The following is a 20,686-nucleotide window of genomic DNA, read 5'->3' on the forward strand; positions in this document are numbered from 1 at the left end:
GGCGTCAATGCCAGCAGAAAGGGGATGTATCCGTAATGGATACATCCCCTTGGCTGATGATTCAGCGGTGTGCAACGTCAATCAGCCGAACAGATAAGCGATCTCACTGTTAATGCCTGTCAACATGACGAGCTGTCCATCGGCTGTCTGTAACTCTTCGATGGTGTTGTAACCGTTAAACCAGTCCTTGAGGCGTACACCGTCTTGCGGCGTTTCGCCCGCAGCAAAACCTGATCGGTGGAAGTAAAGGTCGTTGTCAGCCTTGGTGATCATGAGTTCACTGTAGCTGATGTACGACAGGATTAATGTGTCGCCGTTACTGGTGCCGTCATCCTGAATCGTCATCAGCTTCGCCGTATCGGCGGTATACATATCATTGCCTTGACCCCCATTGGCCAAACCGCTGCCCTTCAGTACCAGCCTGTCATCACCGGCGCCGCCCAGCAGTGAAAAGTCCAGGCCCGTGCCGGTCAGCAGGTCGTTGCCTTCGCCGCCATCGGCCGTGCCACTGGCCACAGTGATGACGTCACCGCCGGCTTCACCGTAAACCTTGCTACCCCGATCATCGGCAGCGGTGACAATGGTGTCGTTACCATTGCCGCCGTATATCACATCAGCCTGTGGTCCGTTATTCACGCCCGCCAGTGTGAAGGGACCAATCTGCGACGTCAGCCCGCCATAAAGGTAATCGTTGCCATCGCCGCCCCTGATGACATCGTTGCCCAGTCCCCCTTCAAGATAGTTGGTGGCAGCGTCGCCGGTCAGGGTGTCGTTGAAGTGACTGCCTACCACACGCTCGATATTGGTCAGCACATCACCTGCGGCATCGCCACCGGTATTGACCTGGGTTTGCAGGTTGACGGTGACCCCGGCAGTACTGGTGATATACCAGGCGCTGTCCAGGCCTTCGCGGCCATCAATGCTATCGGCCCCGGCACCCCCCACGAAAATGTCTACCAGACGCGAACCTGATAGCGTGTCGTTGAAGTTGCTGCCCTGGAAAATTTCAATCGCGGTGTAAGTGTCACCTGCGGCATCACCCGCGTTGGCACCGGTGGTCAGGTCGATGGTCACCGCACTGTTGGATTTTACATAGGTCACCAGGTCCGTGCCGCTTGCACCTTCCAGCCCCATAGGCGAACTGGCAGCATAGAAAATATCGTTGAAATTCGACCCGCCGATCGCTTCGATACTGGTGTAGGTATCACCGCTTGCAATGCCGGAATGCACGCCGGTTTTCAGGTCGATGGTCATGGCCACTTTGCTGTCGAGGTAGCCTACGGTGTCATAGCCGTCCCCGCCGATGAACTGGTCGGCACCGGCACCGCCGTACAGGGTGTCATTGCCCGAGCCGCCGGTGATGATGTTGTTGCTGTCGTTGCCGTAGCCCTTGAAGTTTCTATCACCGACGAAGGTCAGGCGTTCGACGTTGGCGGCCATGATGGTGCCGCTGGGATTGATYACCGACACGCGGATTTCATCGTTGCCGCCATCGGCCTGTTCGATGATGGTCGGTGTGGTGCCGTTGTTGATGTAATAGATATCGTTGCCGGCCCCGCCGGCGTGGCCCTGGCATCGGCACCGGAGGTGAAGGTGTCGTTGAATTTCGAGCCGATGACGCTCTCGATATTCGTCAATGTGGTCCCTTCGGCATCCCCGCCAGTGCCTACAGCGCCTGTCCCGAGACGAACCTCGACGTTCACCCCGGCAGCCGAGGCAGAGTAATCCACCGTATCGACACCAGAGCCGCCGTCGAAATCGATACCGCTGCCATTGCCGACAAAGGTGTCGGCAACGTTCGATCCGCTGATCGTCTCGATACCRTTATAGGTATCGCCTGTGGCAATGCCGGTGTGCACACCGGTCTTGAGGTTGACCGTGACCCCGACCTTGCTGTCGAGATAGCCTGCGGTATCGATACCGGCTCCGCCGATGAACTGGTCGGCACCGCCACCACCGTGCAGGGTGTCATTGCCCGAGCCGCCGGTGATGATGTTATTRCTGTCGTTGCCGTAGCCCTTGAACGCCTTGTCGCCGATATAGGTCAGGCGTTCGACGTTGGCGGCCATGATGGTGCCGCTGGGATTGATTACCGACACGCGGATTTCATCGTTGCCGCCATCGGCCATGTAATAGATATCGTTGCCGGCGCCGCCCTCAAAGCGGGTCGGTGTGGCTCTGGCGTCTGCACCAGAGGTAAAGGTGTCGTTGAATTTCGAGCCGATGATGCTCTCAATGTTGGTGAGGACATCCCCCTCTGCATCACCACCCCGTCCAACCAGCCCGACACCCAGGCGTACATCTACATTAATGCCTTGGGCAGACGTCGAATAGTCAACGGTGTCCGTACCCACGCCGCCATCGATCTTGTCTGCACCGGCGCTGCTTGTGATCACATCGTTGCCGGCCAGGGCCTTGATCTCATCATCCCCTGCGGTACCTGCAAGCGTGTCTGCGCCAGCGGTTCCATTGATAATTGCCATGTGTGTTTCCTTCCGTTGGTATCAAGAGAACATCGTGAAAATCTTGTTCGCTTCCAGTGATTGAATAAGTGGCATTCTCATCTTTTCGGCGGGTGCAAATAAAACGTGAATGGAAGATTGAAGTGTTGACCTGAAATGTGACGCAGGTTTTAAGCGCTCCGTAAAAACCGGCGCTTACGCTGACGTCCGACAGCCGACGATAGATCCAGGTGCTGTAAATCAGAGGCGTGTACCTATGCCGTACAATCGCGCCTATAATTCGAACCATCGGCAGGCTGGACAGGCTTCGCATCGAGTGCAACGCAGCCGTAGAGTAGGAGCGATGGCTGGCCTGACATGTTTTGGTTTACCGAGGCCACGAACAATCCGGGTTGTTCGTGGCCTTGCCGTTCAAGGGGCAGGCCAGGCGCTGCGAGATGAAATTAAGCGTGACCTTCAGCTCGCGGCAAGCATCTTCACTGTATCGTACGAGGCCGGCCTGGCCTGATGCCGGGGCATGATCGGGCCGCCGCAAGCCACCTTTTGAGTCACGCCTTTCGGCCATTGAAAGGCGTTGTTAACCGTTTACTACTGGGAAGCCACGATGATTGGCATAAAAAGCATAGCGAGTTACGTGCCCACCGAAGGCGTGGATAACTACGCTCAAGGTGCCAGGTTCGACAAGGATGAAGAATTCATCCTGGGCAAGATCGGCTCGACCTTTCTGCCGCGCAAGGATGCCGCACAGGAAACCTCCGACCTGTGCGTTGAGGCGGTCAACAAGTTGCTGGCTGGCAACCCTCAGTTGTCGCGTGACAGCATCGATGTGTTGATTGTCGTCACCCAGAATGGCGACGAGGAAGGCTTGCCGCACACGGCAGCCATTGTCCAGGACAAGCTGGGGCTGACCACTGCCGTGGCGGCGTTCGATATCTCGCTGGGCTGCTCGGGTTATGTGTATGGCTTGTACGCCATCAAAGGGTTCATGGAAGCCACGGGCCTGAAGAACGGCATCCTGGTGACGGCTGATCCGTATTCGAAAATCGTCGACCCGGACGACCGCAACACCACCATGCTGTTTGGCGATGCTGCCACGGCAACCTGGATGGGCGAAGACGCCGCCTGGCTGCTGGGCAAAGCCAAATTCGGCACTGATGGTTCCGGTGCGCCGCACCTGAAGGTCAGCAACGGCGTCTTCTATATGAATGGTCGGCAAGTGTTCAACTTTGCCCTGCTCAAAGTGCCTGCGCATTTGCATGAACTGTTGGCCGACTCAGACCTGACACCTGATGACATCGACGCCTTTTGCATTCACCAGGGCAGTGCGGCGATTGTCGATGCCGTGGCACGGCGCTTCGAAGATCAGCCTGAAAAGTTCGTCAAGGACATGGTCGAGACTGGAAATACGGTGTCGTCGAGCATTGCGTTGCTGGTCGAAAAGCATGTACTGGGCTCGTCCTGGAAGCGGGTCGCGCTCAGTGGCTTTGGTGTCGGCTTGTCGTGGGGCTCGGCCATTATCTATCGCGCCTGACGCTGATGCCGATGACAGGCGGGCCAGGCGAACGTTTCGCCGGGGCTGCTTCAACCGCCTTGCCGGAGCAGGCGCCTGGCTAACACCTTTGCCCGATTGAGGTACGATCGGGCAATCACGGGCTGCAGCACGCTCAAGCGCATGATCAACACGCGCTTGATTAAGCGTCAGACTATCAACGAGTTACACAACTGTTTGGCATGTTTCATGAATGCCTGCTTGTGGTGTCAAGAATGCTTCCTTTCATCCCTGATCGATGACTTGCTGATAGGTAAAAACATGTACCCCCAACCGCTCTCGGATGAACTCACCGCGCACTGCATGCAAGCGATTCCAGGCGGTACGGCTTCAATTATCGAAGTGTCCAGCTACAGCCCGTCGCTGGCCGAGCAAGTCAAAAAAGCGTTGCCACAGGTCAAGTACACCTGCGTAACGGCTGACAGGTCTGTCTATACCCAGGCCCAGGCTGTTTGCGACCGTGTCGAGCTGCTGAAAGTCACGGATATCGATGACGCTTTCTTTGCCGCGCACCGCGACCAGCAATGCTGGGTGCTGGGCGAAGCCTTGAGTCAGGTGGCAGATCCCTGGGCGTTGTTGAGCAATGTCAAAAAAAACCTGGCGTCGGGCGGGTGCGTCATTCTGTGCATGCCTAACGCACAGCATTGGTCGTTGCAGGTAAAACTGGCCGCCGGGGCTTTTGGTTATCAGGATGAAGGGCTGCTGCATCGGTCCCATTTGCGCTGGTTCACTCGAGAAACCCTGCTCCAATTGCTCGATGAGGCAGGCTTTGAAATAACCCAGGGCCTGCCGCACAGTTCAGTCAATCCATTGGCCGACGTATTCCTGCCGCTGATCGGTCAAATTGCCAAGGCGGCAGAACTCAACGTTGAAATGGCCATGGCCGATGCCACGCCAAGCCACTACATCATACGAATGGTGCCCAAGGGTGAAAGCGTTGTGTCAAGCGTGCCTCGCCCTGTGCTTACCAACGAGCAGTTCGTGGTTGAGGATCGTGCTGCACCGAAGGACGACAGAGTCTGGGCGTTCCCGGTCTGTGCGTTCGATCACTTGCTGACCGGAAACGACCGTGCGGTATTCGAAGCGGTTCGCTACCGCGGTGATATTCGTAAAGTGGTACTGACGCGCAACAAGGCATTTGATCTGGCGGGTGAAAATGTCCTGGTGGTGCCGCTGGCCAGTCGTGAAGGGCAGGATGCCTTGATTTCTGCCGGCTACATTTTTGCCAAGCATTCGGCTGCGGTGAACGCGCCTTACCCGCTGGATGCGAATCGGCATCGGTTCATCAATCTTTGGCATGGCATCCCGCTCAAACGTATCGGCATTGCCTCGCTGGACAATGCGTCCCGCAAGGAGAACCTGGTGCGTGAACATGCCAGGCATCACGCTGTTATCGCCTCGTCAAGAATGGATCAACTGGCAATGACCGTGGCGTTTCATCCGTTGCCCATGGACAAGATCTGGATCACGGGGCTGCCCCGCAACGACGTTGTGCTTTGTGCAGAGCAGGATCTTGCCGAGGACTTTGCCGAGCAACTGACCAGGCTGCGAAGCGAGCTGGGGGGGCGTCGCCTGGTGCTGTTTGCACCGACCTTCCGTAACGGGCAGGGCAGGGCGTATTACCGCTTCAATGATCAACAGCGTGAAGCCCTGGTCGATTGCCTGGAGCGTCATGATGCCGTGCTGGGTATCCGCGAGCACATGGCGGACATTGCGCACAGCTACACCGCTGCATTGATGAGTCGGCCAGGGCCGTTTCTCAGCCTGGATCGACAGCTGTTCGCTGAAATAGAAGTCATTTATCGAGAGGCGTATGCGCTGATCACGGACTACTCGAGCTGCTTTATCGACTTCATGCTCACCGGCCGACCGCAGATTTCCTTTGCTTTCGACAAGGATCAATACGCCGGGCAAGAGCGCGGTATGTTCTATAACCTTGAAGACGTCTTTCCAGGGGTGGTGTGCGAAGACTTCTCCACGTTGCTCGATACCCTTGATCGCGTTTTGAGCGGGGAGGTGACCGAGCACCCTGTAAGGTATGAGCAAAAAAGGCGCATGTTTTTCGAGTACCAGGATGACCAGAACAGCCGTCGCCTGGTGGATCGCTTGTTGCTGGAGGCGCGAGCATGAGGACGGTCCTCACCTATGGCACCTTCGACGTGCTGCATGCCGGGCACGTGCGGTTGCTTGCGCGGGCCAAGGCGCTGGGAGATCGACTGATCGTGGGCTTGTCCACCGACGACTTCAATACGCTAAAGCACAAGAGCTCACTGCTGGATTTCAATAATCGGCGGATCGTGCTGGAGGCCATGCGTTATGTGGACCTGGTCTTCCCGGAGGGAAACTGGGATCAGAAGCTTGCCGATGTACGTCGCTACCATGTGAACGTATTTGTGATGGGCGATGACTGGGAAGGCAAGTTCGATTTTCTCAAGTCGGAGTGCGAAGTGGTCTATCTCCCACGCACTGAAAACATTTCGTCGACCTTGATCCGGCAAGAACTCCAGGATATTGGCACTCAAGGTCTCTAGACCTGCTGAGGCCCCCCTGCCGGTTGGCGGGGGGAGCCTCTCTGTCAGTCGTCACATTATTGCTCATTGCCTGCCATACGCCCCTCTCTGGTACCCGGCTGCTGTTCGTCTTGCCGGCCGCTTGAGGCTGGAGGGCAGGGCGGGCCTCTGCGATGTTCGTCTTGCCCCTTCCGCGCGGTCCTCTCTTTTTCATGCCGCCGGTCGCCAGCTTTTCTCTGCAGTGGCAAGCGGTTCACAGTCTGGCCTTTCCCAACTACGTTGCGCAGGCCTGTGCTGTCCTTCTGAAGCTACTCTAAGGCCTTGTTTTATCTGGCTTGGCACCGTGCCACTAAAAAAAATCAAAAAAAACCTCAAGCAACGAGGTATGCCGACGATAACTATTACGAAGGTTCTCTAGGCACACCCGGCGCTTGCAGGGGCCGGAAGCCACAGCAAACAATCCACGAGGAATTCATCATGGCTTTAACAGTAAACACCAACGTTGCCTCCCTGAACGTACAGAAGAACCTGGGCCGCGCTTCCGATGCTCTGTCGACTTCCATGACCCGTCTCTCCTCGGGCTTGAGAATCAACAGCGCCAAAGACGACGCCGCCGGCCTGCAGATTGCTACCCGCATCAACTCGCAGATCCGTGGTCAGACCATGGCCATCAAGAACGCCAACGACGGTATCTCGATCGCGCAGACCGCTGAAGGCGCCCTGCAAGAGTCGACCAACATTCTGCAGCGTATGCGTGAACTGGCCGTCCAGGCGCGTAACGACAGCAACAGTGCTGACGATCGTATCGCCCTGAACAAAGAATTCAGCCAGATGAGTCTTGAGCTGACCCGTATCGCTGAAAGCACCAACCTGAACGGCAAGAATCTGGTCGACGGCTCTGCCAGCACCATGACTTTCCAGGTCGGCTCCAACAGCGGTGCTGAAAACCAGATTACCCTGAGCCTGAGCCAGAGCTTCACCGCCAACTCGTTGAATGTTGGATCGACCATTAGCATTACTGGTTCGACCACTGAAGAGGCTGAGGAGAGCTTCTCGGCAGCCATCGCAGCTATCGACTCGGCCCTGTCGATCGTCAACTCGAGCCGTGCGGACCTCGGTGCTGCGCAGAACCGTCTGAGCAGCACCATCTCCAACCTGCAGAACATCAACGAAAACGCCACCGCTGCACTGGGTCGCGTACAAGACACCGACTTCGCTTCTGAAACGGCCCAGTTGACCAAGCAGCAGACTCTGCAACAGGCGTCGACTTCGGTTCTGGCCCAGGCCAACCAGCTGCCGTCTTCTGTACTGAAACTGCTTCAGTAATCCTGGCATGATCTTTAGCGGGAGGGTGCGGGTGCGTACCCTCTCGCTTTTTTACTTTCAGAGGTGACAAAACATGGATATGGGCATCAGGCTGAATGTGTCTTATCCGGTCGCCAAACCGGTAAGCGACTCTGTCGGCGTCGATAAAAGTGCGGCGGTCAATTCGACCCAACCTGTGCGCGTCGTCGATGCATCGGCCAAAAGCGAGAGCAATAGCAGTAGCTCTGAGCGCAAGGACGATGATCAGGTAAAAGCGGCGGCCGCAGAGATTCAGGACTTCTTTCAATCAGTCAAGAGAAATCTTGAATTTTCGGTTGATGATCGTTCTGGCAAAGTGGTGGTCAAAGTGATTGCGAGTGATTCGGGTGAAGTCATTCGACAGATTCCCAACGAGGAAGTGTTGAAGCTGGCCGAAAGCCTGAGCGACGCAAGCAGTCTGTTGTTCAGCGCGAAAGCCTGATAGCGGACACCCCCCCATGTTGCTGGTTTTTATGTGTTTCACAAGAACCGAAAGACCGGCAGCATTCAAGCAAGGAGACACTGATGGCAAGTCCAATTTCAACGTCGACCGGTATCGGCTCGGGTCTGAAAATCACCGAAATCGTGACGGCTCTGGTTGATGCCGACAAGGCCGCCAAGCAGAAACAGATCACTACTAACTCATCTAAAAACACGGCTTCGTTATCGGGCGTCAGCCAGCTGAAATCGGCCCTGGCGGCCTTTCAGGCGACGATGACTAATCTGGGCAGTACCACAGGCTCGGCGTTTCAGGGCTTTGTAGCCAGTTCGTCCAACGAGTCGCTGGTCAAGGCAACCGCCGATAACACAGCTGTCGGTGGCATTTATTCCATCAAGGTCAATCAGCTGGCGACAGCGTCCAAGGTGGCCACTGTAGCGATCGACTCGGCCCAGGCGAGTGCTATTCCGAGTGGGAATCTGACCATCACTCAAAATAGCATTGATACGGTCATCAAGATCGATGCGGGCTCTACCCTGCAGCAGGTGCGCGACAAGATCAACTCCGAGATGCAGTTCAAGGGCATCAGCGCCAACATCATCAACGATGCCAATGGCTCACGGCTGGTCTTCAGCTCATCCAACACCGGTGCAGGCAGCGATATCAGCGTCAAGGGCAGTGGCGATATCGGCTCTCTGATGGATATCGACGGCAAGCAGTTGATGAGTGCCAGCGGCACGTCGGGTAATCCGGGCGCTGGTGCCATCGTCGGATTCGCGCAGGATGCCAAGTTCTCGGTTGATGGGCTGGAGTTGACCAGTTCCAAGAATACCGTTGACAAGGCTATTTCCGGTCTGACCTTCAATCTTGTTGCCGCTGATCCGAACAAAGAGACAGTCATTACGCTGGCCTCCAATACCGACGGTATCAAGGCTTCTCTGCAAAGCTTTGTCGACTCCTACAACACGCTGGTCAAGCTGGTCACGACGCTGACCAAGGGCAGCACTGCCGCTGACGGTACCTTTACCGCTGCTGCACTGACCGGTGACTCGACACCGCGTAACATGCTGGCGGCCATTCGCTCCCAGATTGCTTTTGCGTCTGATAATGCGGGATTGGGATCCCTGGCCCAACTCGGGATCAGGACTCAGCAAGTTGACGGTACGCTCTCGCTCGACAGCGCCAAGTTTTCGGCGGCCATGACTGACAAGAAAATGGGCAGCGAAATCCAGAAGTTGTTTACAAGCGATACAGGGCTGATCAAGCGTATCAGCGATTCGATTGAGCCTTACACCAAGGCCAATGGCGTCCTCGCGCAAAAAGACACCAGCCTTAACAAGATCAAGACCCGGCTTGGCAATGAACAAGAGGCTCTTGATCGTCGTGTTGCCACGCTGACCGAGACCTTGACCAAAAAATACAATGCGATGGACCTTGCGGTAGCGAAGCTCAAGGCCACCGCCAGCAGCATCACCTCGATCTTCGACGCGATCAACGCGCAGAAAAACGCTTCCTGATCCAGGCGTTTAATCGTGTGACAAGAACCCGACCTCGTGTCGGGTTCTTGCATTAAGCCTAAAGTTTTCCCGTGTCACGTCGATAGCCTGAGTATCCAGCGTTCAGACTTGCCAAGAGGTCCTCCTATGAATCCGATGTTAGCGTTACGCCAGTACCAGAAAATCGGCGCCCAGGCTCAGACATCCGAAGCCAGCCCGCATCGCCTGGTGCAGATGTTGATGGAAGGCGGTCTTGATCGCATTGCCCAGGCCAAGGGTGCCATGTCGCGTCGTGACATCGCTGCCAAGGGCATTCTGATTGGCAAGGCCATCGACATCATCGGCGGCCTGCGCGAAGGTCTGGACCTGGAGAACTACGGCACTCCTGCCCTGCGTAATCAGGACAACCTCTACGATTACATGCAGAAGCGCCTGACCGAAGCCAATGCCAAGAACGATGCCACGATCCTCGATGAGGTCACTGACCTGCTGATCACCGTCAAAGAAGGTTGGGACGCCATCGCGGCGGCCTGATCATTCACTGCTGCACGGAGACCCTTCCCATGAGCGCCACGCAACGTATCGCACAAACCCGCGAGGCCTTGGTCGAGGCTTTGGCAGAGCGCGACTGGGAAGCCATCGGCAGGCTTGATCAGGCCTGCCGGGAATGCATGGAGACGGTGACGGTCGAGACTTCGTCCAGCGAGCCTGACCTGCGCGACAATCTGCAAGAGCTACTGAGCGTGTATCGGCAATTGATTGACGTGGCCACTGGCGAGCGTCAGGCCGTTGTCGAAGAAATGTCGCAGCTGCAGAAAGCCAAACAGGCTTCAAAAGTGTACGATCTGTTCGGCTGAAAATTTCTTGTCGGACAAGATTCACGCCATAAATTTGACTGTGTCCGTTTTTTTGACTTAACTAGTGATGTTTTCTGTTGTCTGGCGTCTGATCAGATGTAACGGCTAAGATGCCAAGCTGCCCACGACCGATGGGCGTACACGTTTACTAGGGAAGTTGCGATTGCATGTGGCGTGAAATCAAAATCCTGCTGATCGATGACGATAGCCAGCGCCGCCGCGATCTGGGCGTCATCATGAACTTCCTTGGTGAAGAAAACCTCTCATGCTCCAGTCAGGACTGGCAGCAAGTGGTGGGTTCTCTGTCGTCTACGCGTGAGGTGCTGTGTGTCCTGATTGGCAGTGTCAGTGCACCGGCAACGCTGCAAGGGCTTCTTAAGACCATCGCCGCATGGGATGAGTTCCTTCCGGTGTTGCTGATGGGTGAAAGTTCTTCCGTCGAGCTGCCTGAAGACCTGCGCCGTCGGGTGTTGTCGTGCATCGACATGCCGCCCAGCTACAGCAAGCTGCTCGACTCCCTGCACCGTGCCCAGGTCTATCGTGAAATGTACGATCAGGCCCGTGAGCGCGGTCGTCATCGCGAGCCCAACCTGTTTCGCAGCCTGGTCGGCACCAGCCGGGCCATCCAGCATGTGCGGCAGATGATGCAGCAAGTGGCCGACACCGACGCCAGTGTGCTGATTCTTGGCGAGTCCGGCACTGGCAAGGAAGTGGTCGCACGCAACCTGCATTACCACTCCAAGCGCCGCGATGCGCCCTTTGTGCCGGTCAACTGTGGTGCCATCCCGGCCGAGTTGCTTGAAAGCGAACTGTTCGGCCACGAGAAGGGCGCCTTTACCGGTGCCATTACCAGCCGTGCCGGGCGTTTCGAGCTGGCCAACGGCGGCACCCTGTTTCTTGACGAGATCGGCGACATGCCGTTGCCGATGCAGGTCAAGCTGCTGCGTGTCCTGCAGGAGCGCACCTTCGAGCGGGTCGGCAGCAACAAGACCCAGAGCATCGATGTGCGCATCATCGCGGCGACGCACAAGAACCTTGAGCATATGATCGAGGTCGGCAGCTTCCGCGAAGACCTTTATTACCGCTTGAATGTGTTCCCCATCGAGATGGCGCCCCTGCGCGAGCGGGTCGAAGACATTCCGCTGCTGATGAACGAACTGATCTCGCGCATGGAGCATGAAAAGCGCGGTTCGATCCGTTTCAATTCGGCCGCGATCATGTCGGTGTGCCGGCACGCATGGCCGGGCAACGTCCGTGAGCTGGCCAACCTGGTCGAGCGCATGGCGATCATGCATCCCTATGGCGTCATTGGCGTGGCCGAGTTGCCGAAGAAATTTCGCTACGTCGAAGATGAAGACGAGCAAATGGTCGACAGCCTGCGCAGCGACCTCGAGGAGCGTGTGGCAATCAATGCCACGACCCCGAGCTTCGCCACCGGTGCCATGCTGCCGCCCGAAGGTCTGGACCTCAAGGATTACCTGGGCGGCCTGGAGCAGGGCTTGATCCAGCAGGCGCTGGATGATGCCAACGGCATCGTGGCCCGTGCTGCCGAACGCTTGCGTATTCGCCGCACGACCCTGGTCGAGAAAATGCGCAAGTACGGCATGAGTCGCCGCGAGGGTGATGAACAGTCGGAGGATTGACGCCGGCTGATCGGCTGCCTTTGAAAAGCCTCCGCACCTGCGGAGGTTTTTTTTGGCTTGAGGATGAGCATTGGTACCACGACAGCGCGGGTCAATTGCAGGGTCTGTCGCGAGCAGGACTCCCTCCCACAAGTTTTGCTTTGACCCTCTGCCCGGCACGAGGATTGCTAACTCTCTTTTCTACGCGCCGTTTAATGACGGTTCGCCCCGCGAGAGAGAATTCAATGTCCCAGGCCGTGCAGATGTGCAATGAACTCCCGAACCCGATGGCGCCGCCACTGCCTTCGCTGGAACTGGAAAGCCGTCAGGGGCTTGAGCAGGCTTTTGCGCTGTTCAATCAGATGTCGGCACAGCTGACTGATTCCTACAGCGTGCTTGAAGCGCGGGTGAATGAACTCAAGGGCGAACTGGCCGAGGCGGGGGTGCAGCGTATGCAGGAACTGGCGGAAAACGAACGCCTGGCCTATCGCTTGCAGAACCTGCTGGACCTGCTGCCAGGGGGGGTAATTGTCATCGATGGCACGGGTGTGGTGCGTGAAGCCAATCCGGCCGCCCTGGATCTGTTGGGTCAGCCGCTGGTGGGTGAGCTATGGCGTCAGATCATAGGCCGCAGCTTTGCGCCGCGTGAGGATGACGGTCATGAGGTCTCGCTCAAGGATGGCCGGCGCGTGTCTATCGCCACCCGTTCGCTGGATGCCGAGCCTGGCCAGTTGGTGCTGCTGACCGACCTGACGGAAACCCGTCGCTTGCAGGACCAGCTTTCGCGCCACGAGCGTCTGTCCTCGCTGGGCCGCATGGTCGCCTCGCTGGCGCATCAGATTCGCACACCGCTGTCGGCTGCCATGATTTATGCCAGCCACCTGGCGGAACAGGAATTGCCGGTGCACACCCAGCAGCGTTTCGCCTCGCGCCTCAAGGAGCGCCTGCATGAACTGGAACATCAAGTGCGCGACATGCTGGTGTTTGCCCGCGGCGAGTTGCCGCTGACCGACCGGCTGAGCCCCGAGGCGTTGTTTCTGGCCTTGCAGGCGGCGGCCCAGACCCATGTGCGTGAAGCACAGGTGCGCTGGCAGTGCGACCCTGTCCCTGGTGAGCTGTTGTGCAATCGCGACACGCTGGTCGGTGCGTTGCTCAACCTGATCGAAAACGCCATGCAGGCCAGCGAGGCCCCCGCCCGCCTGAAAATTCATGCCTATCGCTACGGCGCCATGCTGCGCCTGTGCATCAGCGACAGTGGCCGCGGCATCGAGCCTGCGGCCCTGGCCCGTATCGGCGAGCCGTTCTTCACCACCAAGACGACCGGCACCGGCCTGGGTTCGGCAGTCGTCGTGGCCGTGGCGCGGGCCCATCAGGGTCATGTGCAGTATCGTTCCCGAGTGGGGCGCGGCACCTGTGCGATCGTCAGTCTGCCGTTGATCCCTTCCTGAGTGCCTGGAGTACGTTGATGACACGTCGAATCCTGCTGGTCGAGGACGACCGCTCACTGCGCGAAGCACTGGGCGACACGCTGGAACTGGCCGGCCATGCCTATCGCGCAGTGGGATCGGCCGAAGAAGCGCTGACGGCCGCAGCGGGTGAGGCGTTCAGCCTGGTGATCAGTGATGTCAACATGCCGGGCATGGACGGGCACCAGTTGCTGGCCCTGCTGCGCACCCGCCACCCGCAATTGCCGGTGTTGCTGATGACCGCCTATGGCGCCGTGGAGCGGGCAGTGGAGGCGATGCGCCAGGGGGCGGTAGACTATCTGGTCAAGCCGTTTGAGCCTGCGGCCTTGCTGACACTGGTGTCGCGCCACGCCCTGGGACGTCTGGAGCCTGCTGGCGGAGAAGGGCCGGTGGCAGTCGAGCCGGCCAGTCTGCAGTTGCTGGAACTGGCCAGGCGGGTGGCGAAAAGCGACTCCACCGTGCTGATCTCGGGTGAATCAGGCACCGGCAAGGAGGTGCTGGCACGCTTTATCCATCAGCACTCGCCGCGCGCGGCCAAGCCGTTTATCGCCATCAACTGCGCGGCCATTCCCGACAACATGCTTGAAGCCACTTTGTTCGGCCATGAGAAGGGCTCGTTCACCGGGGCCATTGCGGCCCAGGCCGGCAAGTTCGAGCTGGCGGAAGGCGGCACGATCCTGCTCGATGAAATATCCGAAATGCCCATGGGCCTGCAGGCCAAGCTGCTGCGGGTGTTGCAGGAGCGCGAGGTGGAGCGGGTCGGTGCCCGTCGACCGATCAGTCTGGACATTCGCGTGCTGGCAACCACCAACCGGGATCTGTTGGGCGAGGTGGCGGCGGGGCGTTTTCGTGAGGACCTGTACTACCGTCTGTCGGTATTTCCGCTGGCCTGGCAGCCATTGCGTCAGCGGACCGCCGATATTCTGCCGCTGGCCGAGCAGTTATTGAGCAAGCACGTCAATAAAATGAAACACGCGCCGGTGCATCTTTCAGCCGAGGCCCGCGCCTGTCTGGTGGCCTATGCTTGGCCGGGCAATGTGCGTGAACTCGACAATGCCGTGCAGCGGGCCTTGATCCTGCAGCAGGGCGGGGTGATCCAGGCGCAGGATTTCTGCCTGGCGGGGCCGGTGCATTTCAATGCGCCGACACCCGTGGCGCCTGCGGCAGCCGGGCTGCCGGAACCGGCAGAGCCCGCCGGGGCACTGGGCGAAGACCTGCGCCGGCGCGAGTTCCAGTTGATCATCGACACCCTGCGCAGCGAGCGCGGGCGACGCAAGGAGGCGGCCGAACGGCTGGGCATCAGTCCGCGCACGCTGCGCTACAAGCTGGCGCAGATGCGTGATGCCGGCATGGACGTGGAGGCGTATCTGTTTGCGACGTGACCTGCGGCCTTTTGTCCTCATTTCTGTGATCTGTGTCAAATTGTCGATACAACGAAACATCACATCGTTATCATGATGGCCTGTCGATACATCGGACACGGGTGAGGCCACGCAGCAATCGGATACGCAAGAAGGTATCTGCTTGGTGAAGCGCTTGTACGTCACTGGCACTCTTGTTGCTATGACATTGTTATCCGTAGAAACCAGTGTCAAAAAATTGCGGGCCTTACGAGAGATAAAGTCCATGAGCCAAGGTGTTGAATTTAATCGCTTGATGTTGGATATGCGGGCCATGCAGATGGACGCCATGTCCGCCTCCAAGCCCGTTGCTGGCGTTCAGGAAGTGGCCGGCAGCAACTTTGCCGACCTGCTGGGTCAGGCGATCAACAAGGTGGCCGACACCCAGGCCGCCTCCAGCCAGATGGCCAATGCCTTCGAGATGGGCAAGAGCGGCGTCGACCTGACCGACGTCATGATCTCGTCGCAAAAAGCGAGCGTGTCGTTCCAGGCGTTGACCCAGGTGCGTAACAAGCTGGTGCAGGCGTATCAAGACATCATGCAGATGCCGGTTTAAGGGACGTACTGATTAATGGCTGACGCAGCAACCGATCCCGTTCCGGCCAGGCCGGGCGCTCCGGAGGGTAAAAAGCCGTTGTTCGGCTTTGCTTTCCTGGAAAACCTCTCCGAGATGACCATGCTGCGTCAGGTCGGCCTCATGGTCGGTCTGGCGGCGAGCGTGGCGATCGGCTTTGCCGTGGTCCTGTGGTCGCAGCAACCCGATTACCGGCCGCTGTATGGCAGCCTGGCGGGCCTGGACAGCAAGCAGATCATGGATACCCTGGCCACTGCCAATATTCCCTACACCCTGGAGCCCAACTCCGGGGCGCTGCTGGTCAAGGCCGATGACGTACAGCGTGCGCGCATCCAGCTGGCCCAGGCTGGTGTGTCGCAGAACAATACCGGCATCGGTTTCGAGATTCTCGACAAGGATCAGGGGCTGGGCACCAGCCAGTTCATGGAGGCCACCCGTTACCGTCGCGGCCTTGAAGGCGAACTGGCGCGCACCATTTCTTCGTTGAACAACGTCAAGGCTGCCCGCGTGCACCTGGCGATTCCGAAAAGCTCGGTGTTCGTGCGCGATGACCGCAAGCCGACTGCCTCGGTGCTGGTCGAGCTGTATCCAGGGCGTGCGCTTGAGCCAGGCCAGGTCGCGGCGATCACCAACCTGGTGGCCACCAGCGTGCCGGAGCTGACCAAGTCGCAGGTCACCGTGGTCGACCAGAAGGGCACGCTGCTGTCTGATCAGGGTGAAAACTCCGAGCTGACCGTGGCCGGCAAGCAGTTCGAGTACACCCGGCGCATGGAAACCATGCTCTCGCAGCGCGTGCAGAACATTCTGCAACCGGTGCTGGGTAACGACCGCTACAAGGCCGAAGTGTCGGCCATGGTCGACTTCAGTGCCGTGGAGTCGACCGCCGAAAGCTTCAACCCCGACCAGCCTGCACTGCGCAGCGAGCAATCGGTGAACGAACAGCGCTCCACCAGCTCGGGCACCGGCGGCGTGCCGGGTGCCCTGAGCAACCAGCCGCCCGGTCCTGCGACCGCGCCACAGGTGGCTGGCGGCGCCGCCGGTGCTGCACCGGCCATTGCTCCCGGTCAGCCGCTGCTCGATGCCAACGGCCAGCAGATCATGGACCCGGCGACCGGCCAGCCGGCGCTGGCGCCTTACCCGACCGACAAGCGTACCCAGTCGACCAAGAACTTCGAGCTTGATCGCTCGATCAGCCACACCAAGCAACAGCAGGGGCGCCTGAGCCGCCTGTCGGTGGCGGTGGTGGTTGACGACATGGTCAAGACCAACCCGGCCAACGGTGAGGTGACCCGCGCGCCGTGGAGCACCACGGACCTGGCCCGCTTCACTCGCCTTGTGCAGGATGCGGTGGGCTTCGATGCCAGCCGTGGCGACAGCGTCAGTGTAATCAACGTACCGTTCTCGACCGAGCGCGGCGAGGTCATTGCCGAGATTCCGTTCTACTCGCAGCCCTGGTTCTGGGACATCCTCAAGCAGGCCGTGGGGGTGATCTTCATCCTGATCCTGGTGTTCGGTGTGTTGCGCCCGGTGCTCAACAACATTACCAATCCCAAGAGCAAGGAGCTGGGCAGCTTCGGTGGTGACGCCGAACTGGGCGGCATGGGCGGCCTGGATGGCGAGCTGGGCAGCGACCGGGTGAGCCTGGGTGGCCCGCAAAGCATTCTGTTGCCGAGCCCGACCGAGGGCTATGACGCACAACTCAACGCTATCAAGAGTCTGGTGGCCGAAGACCCGGGTCGTGTGGCCCAGGTCGTGAAAGAGTGGATTAACACTGATGAATGATCGAGCCGCCGCAGTCAAACTGAGCAAGGTCGAGAAAGCCGCCGTATTGCTGCTTTCGCTGGGCGAAACCGATGCCGCCCAAGTGCTGCGGCACATGGGCCCCAAGGAGGTCCAGCGCGTGGGCGTGGCCATGGCGCAAATGCGCAATGTGCACCGCGAGCAGGTCGAGCAGGTGATGAACGAGTTCGTCAACACGGTCGGCGACCAGACCAGCCTGGGCGTCGGCTCTGACGGCTATATTCGCAAGATGCTGACCCAGGCCCTGGGTGAAGACAAGGCCAACGGCCTGATCGACCGCATCCTGCTGGGTGGCAACACCAGCGGCCTGGACAGCCTGAAATGGATGGAGCCGCGCGCGGTGGCCGACGTCATCCGCTACGAGCACCCGCAGATCCAGGCCATTGTGGTGGCTTATCTGGACGCCGACCAGGCCGGTGAAGTGCTGGGCCATTTCGACCACAAGGTGCGTCTGGACATCATCCTGCGCGTGTCGTCGCTCAACACGGTGCAGCCGGCAGCGCTCAAGGAACTCAACCAGATCCTCGAGAAACAGTTCTCCGGCAACGCCAACACCTCGCGCACCACGCTGGGGGGCATCAAGCGTGCGGCCGACATCATGAACTTCCTCGACAGCTCCATCGAAGGCACGCTCATGGACTCGATCCGCGAGGTCGACGAAGACCTGTCGGTACAGATCGAAGACCTCATGTTCGTCTTCAACAACCTGGCCGATGTCGACGACCGTGGCATCCAGGCGCTGCTGCGCGAAGTGTCTTCGGACGTGCTGGTGCTGGCGCTCAAGGGTTCGGACGAGGCGGTCAAGGAAAAAATCTTCAAGAACATGTCCAAGCGTGCCGCCGAGCTGCTGCGCGACGACCTGGAGGCCAAGGGGCCGGTCCGGGTCAGCGATGTCGAAACGGCACAGAAAGAAATTCTCACCATCGCCCGTCGCATGGCCGAGGCTGGCGAGATTGTTCTCGGTGGCAAGGGCGGCGAGGAAATGATCTAAGGATCCAGTTCGCACATGTCCAGCTCCAGTAAAGAAGCGCAAAGCGACCTGATTCGCGCCAAGGATGTACGTGGGCTCGACCTGTGGGCCTTGCCCAGTTTCGATCCGTACGTGGCGCCGCCGGAGCCTGAACCGCAGCCTGAACCCGAGCAGGATGCGGTCGAGGAAGTCCCGCTGGACGAAGTCCAGCCGCTGACCCTCGAAGAGCTGGAAAGCATTCGCCAGGAAGCCTGGAACGAGGGTTTCGTCACCGGTGAGCGCGAAGGCTTTCACAGCACCCAGATCAAGGTGCGCCAGGAGGCGGACGTTGCCCTGGCGGCACGGCTCGACAGCCTCGAGCAGGTCATGCGCCAGTTGCTCGACCCGTTGGCCGAACAGGACACGCAAATCGAAAAGGCCGTCGTCCATCTGGTCGAACACATTGCCCGTCAGGTGATCCAGCGCGAGCTGCAGACTGACTCGCAACGGATCGTCCATGTGCTGCGCGACTGCCTCAAGCTGCTGCCGATGGGGGCCAGCAACCTGCGCATTTTCGTCAATCCACAGGATTTCGACCTGATCAAGGCGTTGCGCGAGCGCCATGAAGAGACTTGGAAAATCTTCGAGGATGACAACCTGCTCCCCGGCGGTTGCCGTATCGAGACCGAACACAGCCGCATCGACGCCAGCGTCGAGACGCGTATCAGTCAGGCCATTGCGCGGATGTACGACCAGATGCACGAGCAGGTCGCCCATCCTGCTGCCCCCGACATGAGCCTTGAGCTGCCTGAAGTGTCCACCCCGCGCGCCAGCGCCCCTGCCGAAGAGCCCTCCGATGCGTCTTGAACGCCTGAGTTTCGGCAAGCGCCTGGGGGGCTACAGCGAGGCCATCGATCTGCCGACCCAGCCGGTGGTCGAAGGTCGCCTGCTGCGCATGGTCGGCCTGACCCTGGAAGCCGAAGGCTTGCGTGCGGCAATGGGCAGCCGCTGCGTGGTGATCAATGATGACAGTCATCACCCGATGCAGGTCGAAGCCGAGGTCATGGGCTTTTCCGGTGGCAAGGTGTTCCTGATGCCGGTGGGCAGTGTGGCCGGCATTGCGCCGGGTGCGCGCGTGGTGCCATTGGCCGACACCGGCCGGCTGCCGATGGGCATGAGCATGCTCGGAAGGGTGCTTGACGGTGCGGGCCGACCGCTCGACGGTCGTCCGCCGATCAAGGCCGAAGACTGGGTGCCGATGGACGGCCCGGCCATCAACCCGCTCAAGCGCGACCCGATCAGCCAGCCGCTGGACGTGGGCATTCGTTGCATCAACGGATTATTGACGGTCGGCCGTGGCCAGCGCCTGGGCCTGTTTGCCGGTACGGGCGTCGGCAAGAGTGTGCTGCTGGGCATGATGACGCGCTTTACCGAGGCCGACATCATCGTGGTCGGCCTGATCGGTGAGCGGGGCCGGGAGGTCAAGGAGTTCATCGAGCACATTCTGGGCGAAGAAGGCCTGAAACGTTCGGTGGTCGTGGCCTCGCCGGCGGACGATGCACCCTTGATGCGCCTGCGTGCCGCGATGTACTGCACGCGCATTGCCGAATACTTCCGTGACCGTGGCAAGAACGTATTGTTGTTGATGGATTCGCTGACCCGCTTTGCCCAGGCGCAGCGTGAAATCGCCCTGGCGATCGGCGAGCCGCCAGCCACCAAGGGCTATCCACCGTCGGTGTTCGCCCGCCTGCCCAAGCTGGTCGAGCGCGCCGGCAATGCCGAGGCCGGGGGCGGTTCGATCACGGCGTTCTACACCGTCTTGTCCGAAGGCGACGACCAGCAGGACCCGATCGCCGACTCGGCGCGGGGGGTACTGGACGGGCATATCGTGTTGTCCAGGCGTCTGGCCGAGGAGGGGCATTATCCGGCCATCGACATCGAGGCCTCGATCAGTCGGGTGATGCCGGCCGTCGTGAGCCCCGAGCACATGACCCGCGCCCAGCATTTCAAGCAATTGTGGTCGCGCTACCAGCAAAGCCGCGACCTGATCAGCGTTGGCGCCTATGTGGCCGGTGGCGACCGCGAGACAGACCTTGCGATCTCGCTGCAACCGGCGCTGGTGCGTTACCAGCGTCAGGGGCTGCGTGAGAATGTCAGCCTGCAAGGCAGTGGCGATGCCCTGGCCGCTGTATTCGGGCCCGCACCGGGCGGGTGATGA

The 20,686-nt window shown here is 59.4% G+C and carries 18 protein-coding genes; 16 read left to right on the plus strand and 2 right to left on the minus strand.

The genetic code is table 11. The features are described from left to right. Nucleotides 1–81: 81 nt before the first annotated feature. Together ASF84_RS29085 and ASF84_RS29990 are read right to left on the minus strand one after the other, a co-directional pair. The gene (locus tag ASF84_RS29085) at nucleotides 82–1,440 is read right to left on the minus strand and encodes a calcium-binding protein (RefSeq protein WP_156684220.1); all 1,359 of its coding nucleotides are present in this window, start codon (nucleotides 1,438–1,440) and stop codon (nucleotides 82–84) included. Nucleotides 1,441–1,460: 20 nt separating this feature from the next. Next, complete coding sequence (locus ASF84_RS29990) at nucleotides 1,461–2,483, minus strand: calcium-binding protein (RefSeq protein WP_056838678.1); 1,023 nt, start codon at nucleotides 2,481–2,483, stop codon at nucleotides 1,461–1,463. 583 nt (nucleotides 2,484–3,066) lie between these two features. Between ASF84_RS29990 and ASF84_RS12375 the strand changes: the two genes are divergently transcribed. The 16 genes from ASF84_RS12375 (at nucleotide 3,067) to fliI (ending at nucleotide 20,683) form a co-directional block, all read left to right on the plus strand. Then, the gene (locus ASF84_RS12375) at nucleotides 3,067–3,993 is read left to right on the plus strand and encodes a ketoacyl-ACP synthase III (RefSeq protein WP_056838680.1); all 927 of its coding nucleotides are present in this window, start codon (nucleotides 3,067–3,069) and stop codon (nucleotides 3,991–3,993) included. Between the two features lie 141 nt (nucleotides 3,994–4,134). Continuing rightward, a complete protein-coding gene (locus ASF84_RS12380) occupies nucleotides 4,135–6,141 on the plus strand; it encodes a CDP-glycerol glycerophosphotransferase family protein (RefSeq protein WP_056838683.1) in 2,007 nt (668 codons plus the stop codon). Further along, complete coding sequence (gene tagD / locus ASF84_RS12385; protein ID WP_056838684.1) at nucleotides 6,138–6,542, plus strand: glycerol-3-phosphate cytidylyltransferase; 405 nt, start codon at nucleotides 6,138–6,140, stop codon at nucleotides 6,540–6,542. The genes ASF84_RS12380 and tagD overlap by 4 nt, the downstream gene beginning before the upstream one ends. A gap of 456 nt (nucleotides 6,543–6,998) precedes the next feature. Continuing rightward, a complete protein-coding gene (locus ASF84_RS12390) occupies nucleotides 6,999–7,847 on the plus strand; it encodes a flagellin domain-containing protein (protein ID WP_056838687.1) in 849 nt (282 codons plus the stop codon). 73 nt (nucleotides 7,848–7,920) lie between these two features. Continuing rightward, nucleotides 7,921–8,307 carry a flagellar protein FlaG gene (locus tag ASF84_RS12395; protein ID WP_056838689.1) on the plus strand — a complete coding sequence of 129 codons (387 nt, stop codon included), beginning with the start codon at nucleotides 7,921–7,923 and terminating at the stop codon, nucleotides 8,305–8,307. 83 nt (nucleotides 8,308–8,390) lie between these two features. Beyond that, a complete protein-coding gene (gene fliD, locus ASF84_RS12400; protein ID WP_056838691.1) occupies nucleotides 8,391–9,821 on the plus strand; it encodes a flagellar filament capping protein FliD in 1,431 nt (476 codons plus the stop codon). A gap of 126 nt (nucleotides 9,822–9,947) precedes the next feature. After that, nucleotides 9,948–10,334 carry a flagellar export chaperone FliS gene (gene fliS / locus ASF84_RS12405; RefSeq protein WP_056838693.1) on the plus strand — a complete coding sequence of 129 codons (387 nt, stop codon included), beginning with the start codon at nucleotides 9,948–9,950 and terminating at the stop codon, nucleotides 10,332–10,334. 29 nt (nucleotides 10,335–10,363) lie between these two features. After that, nucleotides 10,364–10,657 carry a flagellar protein FliT gene (gene fliT, locus ASF84_RS12410; protein WP_056838695.1) on the plus strand — a complete coding sequence of 98 codons (294 nt, stop codon included), beginning with the start codon at nucleotides 10,364–10,366 and terminating at the stop codon, nucleotides 10,655–10,657. A gap of 167 nt (nucleotides 10,658–10,824) precedes the next feature. After that, nucleotides 10,825–12,300 carry a transcriptional regulator FleQ gene (gene fleQ, locus ASF84_RS12415; protein ID WP_056838697.1) on the plus strand — a complete coding sequence of 492 codons (1,476 nt, stop codon included), beginning with the start codon at nucleotides 10,825–10,827 and terminating at the stop codon, nucleotides 12,298–12,300. 224 nt (nucleotides 12,301–12,524) lie between these two features. Continuing rightward, nucleotides 12,525–13,727, plus strand: coding sequence for a sensor histidine kinase (locus ASF84_RS12420; RefSeq protein ID WP_056838699.1), 1,203 nt, complete (start codon nucleotides 12,525–12,527; stop codon nucleotides 13,725–13,727). A gap of 17 nt (nucleotides 13,728–13,744) precedes the next feature. Further along, nucleotides 13,745–15,127, plus strand: a complete 1,383-nt coding sequence (locus tag ASF84_RS12425) for a sigma-54-dependent transcriptional regulator (protein ID WP_056838701.1) — start codon at nucleotides 13,745–13,747, stop codon at nucleotides 15,125–15,127. A gap of 244 nt (nucleotides 15,128–15,371) precedes the next feature. Continuing rightward, nucleotides 15,372–15,701 carry a flagellar hook-basal body complex protein FliE gene (gene fliE / locus ASF84_RS12430; protein WP_056838703.1) on the plus strand — a complete coding sequence of 110 codons (330 nt, stop codon included), beginning with the start codon at nucleotides 15,372–15,374 and terminating at the stop codon, nucleotides 15,699–15,701. A gap of 15 nt (nucleotides 15,702–15,716) precedes the next feature. Further along, entirely contained in the window at nucleotides 15,717–17,501 is a 1,785-nt protein-coding gene (gene fliF, locus ASF84_RS12435; protein WP_056838705.1) for a flagellar basal-body MS-ring/collar protein FliF, read from the plus strand. Beyond that, nucleotides 17,494–18,510, plus strand: coding sequence for a flagellar motor switch protein FliG (gene fliG, locus ASF84_RS12440; protein ID WP_056838707.1), 1,017 nt, complete (start codon nucleotides 17,494–17,496; stop codon nucleotides 18,508–18,510). Before fliF ends, fliG begins: the two co-directional genes overlap by 8 nt. Before the next feature lie 15 nt (nucleotides 18,511–18,525). Beyond that, nucleotides 18,526–19,335 carry a flagellar assembly protein FliH gene (gene fliH / locus ASF84_RS12445; RefSeq protein ID WP_056838709.1) on the plus strand — a complete coding sequence of 270 codons (810 nt, stop codon included), beginning with the start codon at nucleotides 18,526–18,528 and terminating at the stop codon, nucleotides 19,333–19,335. Continuing rightward, a complete protein-coding gene (gene fliI, locus ASF84_RS12450; RefSeq protein WP_056838711.1) occupies nucleotides 19,325–20,683 on the plus strand; it encodes a flagellar protein export ATPase FliI in 1,359 nt (452 codons plus the stop codon). The genes fliH and fliI overlap by 11 nt, the downstream gene beginning before the upstream one ends. Nucleotides 20,684–20,686 lie beyond the last annotated feature (3 nt).

Origin of the sequence: Pseudomonas sp. Leaf127, assembly GCF_001423155.1 — a bacterium.
GTDB classification, from domain to species: Bacteria; Pseudomonadota; Gammaproteobacteria; order Pseudomonadales; family Pseudomonadaceae; genus Aquipseudomonas; species Aquipseudomonas ovata.